Below are 1287 nucleotides of genomic sequence, written 5' to 3'. Positions count from 1 at the left end.
AGACGCCCGGGCCGCGACGCCGGCCGGGCCGGTGCCAGGAACCAGGCCGGCAGCTCGAGCGTGCGGATCCGGGCGGCCCAACACCTCGACCACCCGTCGGCCGCCGCGCGCCAGCACCAGCCAGAGGCCGACCGCGACGAGCAGCCCCACGCCGAACGACTCCACGACTCTCACCACGGTCCGTACCTCCCTACCAGCTCGCTCCACGCGGCCGGTTCGGTGGAGCAGCACTCGCCGCCGTCCCACCGCGCGGCGGGGCGCACCTCCAGCTCCCCACCCGGGCCACGCCCCACCAGCCCGACCTCCGCCAGGTACCGCGTTCCCTGCCTGCGCCTGAGGTGCAGCACCACGTCCAGGGCGCTTGCGGCCTGCGCGGCAACCGCCTCCCGGGTCATCCCGGCCAGGCCCGCGAGCGCCTCCAGCCGCGCGGGCACCACGGCGACGGCGTTGGCGTGCAGGGTCGCGAAGCCGCCGTCGTGCCCGGTGTTCATCGCCATCAGGACTTCTCGGACCTCCGCGCCGCGGCACTCGCCGAGCACGATCCGATCGGGCCGCATGCGCAGGGCGTTCCGGACCAGGTCGGCAAGGTCGACCGCACCCGCTCCCTCGATGTTGGAGCGTCGGGCGGCCAGGTGCACCACGTGCGGGTGCGCGGGGCGCAGTTCTCGCGCCTCCTCGACGGTCACCACCCGTTCGCCGTCGGGCACCAGGGAGAGCAGGGCGGCGAGCAGCGTCGTCTTGCCGCTGCCCGTTCCTCCGCTGATCAGCACGTTCGCCCGCCGCAGCACGAGCGCCCGCAGAAGCCCTGCCCACTGTCGTGGCAGGGCACGGCCGGCCACGAGCTCGTCGATCGTGAACGCGCGGGTGCGCAGGACGCGGAGCGAGATCAGCGCGCCGGACTCCGCGAGGGGCTCGAGCACGGCGTGCAGCCGTGTGCCGTCGGGCAGCCGCGCGTCCACGTATGGACAGGCGTCGTCGAGGCGTTGCCCACCCAGCGCGGCCAGGCGGACGGCGAGCGCCCGCACATCAGCGGCCGAGCCCAGGTCGACCGGGACACGCTCCAGTCCGGCACCCCGCTCGACCCACACGTCGCGCGGGCCGTTGACGAGCACGTCGGTCACGTCGGCTGCGTCCAGCAGCGCTTGGAGCGGGCCGGCTCCGGTGAGCTCGGCCCGCGCGGACCGTTCCAGATCGCGCAGCGCGTCGGACCCGAGCACCCGCCCGGAGTCCCGGACCGCGTCGCGCACCGCAGCCCCCGCACCGGTGCGGCCGGTCGCCAGCCGGGCA

At 75.6% G+C, this 1287-nt stretch carries 1 protein-coding gene; it reads right to left on the bottom strand.

Annotated elements, in window-relative coordinates:
- Window positions 1-170 precede the first annotated feature (170 nt).
- On the bottom strand, window positions 171-1280 hold the full coding sequence (locus tag PROKR_RS10130) for a TadA family conjugal transfer-associated ATPase (protein ID WP_245605781.1): 1110 nt from the start codon (window positions 1278-1280) through the stop codon (window positions 171-173).
- Window positions 1281-1287 lie beyond the last annotated feature (7 nt).

This window comes from Promicromonospora kroppenstedtii DSM 19349 (genome assembly GCF_000515355.1).
Lineage (GTDB): Bacteria > Actinomycetota > Actinomycetes > Actinomycetales > Cellulomonadaceae > Promicromonospora > Promicromonospora kroppenstedtii.
This window is presented reverse-complemented; position numbering and strand designations above follow the sequence as displayed.